Raw genomic sequence first — 5,166 nt, forward strand, 5'->3', positions numbered from 1 at the left:
GGTCTACACCGGTCCGGGCGGAGCCCCGGGCCCTCCGCGGGCCCTCCGCGGGCCTTCCGCGGGGCCGGTCTCCGCCCGTACGGACTCCGCCGGTCAGGGCTGAACCCTCGCGGAGCCGTACGTCCGGCTCGCGTACCGCCGCCATCTGTGGTCGGGTCGTTCTGACGCACCCGAACCCCATCCCGGCACGCGTCACGGCGACCCACTCCAGGACGGCCCGCCCAGGGACCCCGCGCCGGCGGATGAACCGCCCGCCCCGTCCTGGCGTACGTCCAACCGGCGCGACGGAGGACGACTCCTCATGAACCACCACCCCGACACCCTCACCACCACCGCCGACGGCCGCACCGCCCTGCGGATGGAGCGGCGCCTCGCGCACCCGCCGCAGCGGGTCTGGGACGCGATCACCCGACCCGAGCAGCTCGCGCGGTGGTTCCCCTCCGAGGTGAGCGTGGAACTGCGCCCCGGCGGCAAGGTCGGCTTCCTCTTCCCCGGCGAGACCGAACCGGACCTGACGGGTGTCGTCACCGACGCCGAAGAGCCCCGCCTCTTCGGTTTCACCTGGGGCGATGACCATCTCCGCTGGGAGATCGTCCCCGACGGCGAGGGCTCCCTGCTCACCCTGGTGCACACTTTCGGTGACCGGTTCGGTGCGGCGAGCTTCGCATCGGGCTGGCATGGGTGCGTGACCGCGCTCGGCCAGTTTCTCGACGGGGTGGAGATCTCGGCCATGCGCGACACCAGCGGCAGGCTGCACGAGTCCTACATCGAACAGTTCGGCCTCGGCCGGGGCATTGTCGAAACCACCCCTGAGGGCTGGTGCATCCGTTTCGAACGCCAGCTCGTCCGCCCGGCACAGCTCGTCTGGGCCGACCTGACCGGCACCGCAACCCCGCTGCTCGGCGGCCCCGCCCCCAAGGGCTTCGCCATCCCCGAGGCCCCTCCCGGCCCCATCACCGCCCTGCGCCCGCCCAACCTGCTCGCCTACAACCGTCCCGACGGCGAGGTCCGCTGGCACCTCACCGAGGGCACCGGACACGGCCCCCGCCTCACCCTCACCCACACCGGCCCCCGCACCACCGATCCCCGCGCCCCCCTCCTCGCCTGGGAAACCCACATCGGCCAACTCGCGCTCCGACTGGGCGAGCTGTAGCCCCTGCAATTCAGCCCCGCCGGCGATTGAGGCGCGGGGTCCGGGGCGGAGCCCCGGCATGGACCCGGGCTGGGCAAGGGCCTGTACTGGGCGTGGGCATGGGCCCGTACCGGGCAAGCGGCCCCCGCCCCGCAAGGCCCCGCCCCCGCATGGCCCCCGTGGTGACCCTTCCCGCCCCACCCACCCCACACCGCACAGTTCCGGACGGCGCCCCGACGACCCCCGCACCGTGCTCGTAGAATCGGCGTCTCCATGGCATACCTCGACCACGCTGCGACCACTCCCATGCTGCCGGAGGCCGTCGAGGCGTTGACCGCGCAGCTCACCGTCACCGGCAACGCCTCCGCGCTGCACGCCGCCGGGCGCCGGGCCCGCCGTACCGTCGAGGAGGCCCGCGAGACCCTCGCGGAGGCGCTGGGCGCCCGGCCGAGCGAGGTGGTGTTCACCTCCGGCGGCACGGAGGCGGACAACCTCGCCGTCAAGGGCCTGTACTGGCAGCGGCGGGACGCCGACCCGGCCAGGACGAGGGTGCTCGCCAGCCCGGTCGAGCACCACGCCGTCCTCGACGCGGTCGAATGGCTCGGCGAGCACGAGGGCGCGACGGTCGAGTACCTGCCGGTGGACGCGTACGGCAGGGTGCACCCGGAAGCCCTGCGCGAGGCGATCGGACGCAACCCCGACGATGTCGCGCTCACCACCGTGATGTGGGCGAACAACGAGATCGGCACGGTCATGGCGGTCGACCGGCTCGCGGCCGTCGCGGCCGAGTTCGGCGTACCGACGCACTCGGACGCCGTCCAGGCGTTCGGCCAGCTCGATGTCGGCTTCGCGGACTCCGGGCTGGCCGCCATGACGGTTTCCGGCCACAAGATCGGCGGCCCGTACGGAATCGGCGCCCTGCTGCTGGGCCGGGACCACACCCCCGTCCCCGTACTGCACGGCGGCGGCCAGGAGCGGCATGTGCGCTCCGGGACCCTGGACGCCCCGGCGATCGCGGCCTTCGCGGTGGCCGGAGCGCTCGCGGCGGAGCGCCGCGAGGAGTTCGCGCGGGAGATCGGCGGACTGCGGGACGAACTGGTCCGGGCGGTCCGTACGGCGGTCCCGGACGCGATCCTCGGCGGCGACCCGGACGACCGGCTCCCCGCCAACGCCCACTTCACCTTCCCCGGCTGTGAGGGCGACTCCCTGCTGCTGCTGCTGGACGCGCAGGGCATCGAGTGCTCCACGGGATCGGCGTGTACGGCGGGGGTCGCCCAGCCCAGCCATGTCCTGCTCGCGACCGGCACCGACCCGGACCTGGCCCGGGGCACGCTCCGCTTCAGCCTGGGCCACACCTCGACCAAGGCGGATGTGGAGGCGGTCGCCGAGGCGATCGGTCCGGCGGTGGCGCGGGCCCGTACGGCAGGTCTGAGCTGACGGGCGGCTCTGAGCCGACGGGCAGCCCGGCGGAACTCAAGCACTCGCGGCGACTCAAGGACTCGGCCGAACTCAAGGACTCGGCGGAACTCAAGCACTCGGGGTGGCTCAAGGACTCGCGGTGACCGGCGCCGTCCGCCGCGCCGAGGGCATCGCGGCCCGCACCAGCTTCAGATAGCGGTCCCAGTCCCAGTGCGGCCCCGGGTCGGTGTGATCGGTGCCGGGTACCTCCACATGTCCCATGATGTGCTTGCGGTCCACGGGCAGGTCGTACCGGACGCAGATGCCGGCCGTGAGCTTCGCTGACCCCTCGTACATCGCGGCCGTGAAATCCTGGGGCCGGTCCACGAACCCCTCGTGCTCGATGCCGATACTGCGTTCGTTGAACTCGCGGTTCCCCGCGTGGAAACCCACATCCAGCTCGCGGATCATCTGGGCGACATGCCCGTCCTTACGGACGACATAGTGGGTCGCCGCCCCGTGCCCCGGGTTCTTGAAGACCCTCAGGGCGGTCGGGTAGCTGCCCTGCACCACATGGATGATCACCCGGTCGATGCGGTAGTCGTCGGGGCGGTCCGCCAGCCGCCAGTTCGCCCGCGAGGCCGCCGTCCACTCCGCGCCTATGTGGTCCAGCTCACCTTCCTTGCGCGGCTTCGCCATCCCGGGCACCCGCCGCCACAGCCGTCTCAGCTCGTCGTACGCCAGCGCACCGCCGCCCGCCACCACGGCGGCGCCTCCGATCAGCACGCCCCGCCTGCCGATTCGCCGTCCGCCCCGCTGCTCTCCGCGCCCGCCATCGCTCCCCATACGCTGTTCAACGCATACGCGCGAGCCTTCGGTTCCCGGGGCCCGTACCCTGGTGGGGCTATGACTCAGACTTCTCAGCGCCCGCTCCGTGTCCTCGCCGCCATGTCCGGCGGCGTGGACTCCGCCGTCGCCGCCGCCCGCGCCGCCGAGGCCGGACACGATGTGACCGGGGTCCATCTGGCGCTCTCCGCCAACCCCCAGTCGTTCCGCACGGGCGCGCGCGGCTGCTGCACCATCGAGGACTCGCGCGACGCCCGCCGCGCCGCCGATGTGATCGGTATCCCCTTCTACGTATGGGATCTCGCCGAGCGCTTCCGCGAGGACGTGGTCGAGGACTTCATCGCGGAGTACGAGGCGGGCCGCACCCCCAACCCCTGCCTCCGCTGCAACGAGAAGATCAAGTTCGCCGCGCTGCTGGACAAGGCGCTCGCGCTGGGCTTCGACGCGGTCTGCACTGGCCATTACGCGACGGTCGTCACACTGGCGGACGGCAGCCGCGAGCTGCACCGCGCCAGCGACATGGCCAAGGACCAGTCGTATGTCCTCGGCGTCCTGGACGAGCGCCAGCTGGCCCATGCCCTCTTCCCCCTCGGCGACACCCTCACCACCAAGGACGAGATCCGCGCCGAGGCCGAGCGCCGGGGCCTCGCCGTCGCCAAGAAGCCCGACAGCCATGACATCTGCTTCATCGCCGACGGTGACACCCAGGGCTTCCTGACCTCCCGCCTCGGCGCCTCCGAGGGCGACATCCTCGACGAGTCCGGTACGAAGGTGGGCACCCACGAGGGCGCCTTCGGCTTCACCATCGGCCAGCGCAAGGGCCTGCGCATCGGCCACCCCGCCCCCGACGGCAAGCCGCGGTACGTCCTGGACATCTCTCCCGTCAGCAACACCGTCACGGTCGGCCCCGCCGAAGCCCTCGACGTCACCGCCCTCACCGCCATCCGCCCCCGCTGGTGCGGCTCCGCCCCCGCCGCCCCCGGCACCTACACCGCCCAGCTCCGCGCCCACGGCGGCGAGACCGAGGTCACGGCGGCCCTGGAGGACGGCGAACTGCGCGTCACCTTCGCCGAGCCGGTCCGCGGGGTCGCCCCCGGCCAGGCGATCGTGCTGTACGACGGCACCCGCGTGGTCGGCTCGGCGACGATCGCGGCGACGTCGCGCACGGCAGCGTCGGCGGCCTGAACGATCCCGGCGCAGGGCGTGGGTCCCCCCGGGACCTCCGCCGCCCGCTGTCGCCCGCACCACCCTGGCCGTCGCCCCCACCCCTGAGGGCGATCCTCGCGGCGTGAAAACCGCTACGCCGCGAAGAACCCCTCCAGCAGCGGCGCCAGCACATGCGGCGCCACCTCGTGCGTCTGCCCCGTCAGGGTGCGGTGCCGGCCGCGCGGGAGGGCGCGGGCGACCAGGGCGGCGGCCTCGCGCATCCACGGGGGGCTGGCGCCGCCGTCCGCGACCATGACGCGGATGGGGATCTGGTTCAGCATGCAGGTGGGGACCGCGCCGTTGGCCATGACCTCGTGGTCGTACGGGAGAGTGTGCGCGACCGCCTCCAGATCGGCCCACAGGGGGGAGTGGCGCATCCGCGCCAGGGTCTCCACCGGCATCCCGGCCTCGGCGAGGAAGAGCGCGAGGGCGTCGCCGCGCAGGCCGGCCGCGAGCAGTTCGCGCAGCCGGGCGACGTATTCGGCGGGTCGCTGGCCGCTTTTCGCGACCGGGTTGAACGGGGGCTCGTAGACGGAGAGCTGAGTGATCGGCAGTCCGGCGGCGGCGGCCCGCAGGGCGAGGCC

The 5,166-nt window shown here is 73.1% G+C and carries 4 protein-coding genes and 1 pseudogene; 3 read left to right on the forward strand and 2 right to left on the reverse strand.

From position 1 onward, the window contains the following. The first annotated feature begins 301 nt into the window (after positions 1-301). Entirely contained in the window at positions 302-1,153 is an 852-nt protein-coding gene (locus ACWF94_RS32720; protein ID WP_453496852.1) for an SRPBCC family protein, read from the forward strand. 252 nt (positions 1,154-1,405) lie between these two features. Next, positions 1,406-2,569 (forward strand): cysteine desulfurase family protein, encoded by a 1,164-nt coding sequence (locus ACWF94_RS32725; protein WP_453496855.1) that lies wholly within the window; start codon positions 1,406-1,408, stop codon positions 2,567-2,569. Positions 2,570-2,677: 108 nt separating this feature from the next. On the opposite strand, the gene ACWF94_RS32730 is transcribed toward ACWF94_RS32725, so the two are convergent. Continuing rightward, a complete protein-coding gene (locus tag ACWF94_RS32730; protein WP_453496858.1) occupies positions 2,678-3,376 on the reverse strand; it encodes an N-acetylmuramoyl-L-alanine amidase in 699 nt (232 codons plus the stop codon). A gap of 60 nt (positions 3,377-3,436) precedes the next feature. Between ACWF94_RS32730 and mnmA the strand changes: the two genes are divergently transcribed. Further along, on the forward strand, positions 3,437-4,561 hold the full coding sequence (gene mnmA / locus ACWF94_RS32735; RefSeq protein WP_453496861.1) for a tRNA 2-thiouridine(34) synthase MnmA: 1,125 nt from the start codon (positions 3,437-3,439) through the stop codon (positions 4,559-4,561). 113 nt (positions 4,562-4,674) lie between these two features. On the opposite strand, the pseudogene ACWF94_RS32740 reads toward mnmA, so the two are convergent. Continuing rightward, positions 4,675-5,166, reverse strand: a pseudogene (locus ACWF94_RS32740) (alpha/beta fold hydrolase); the annotation flags it as partial.

The organism is Streptomyces sp. NPDC055078 (assembly GCF_053607985.1).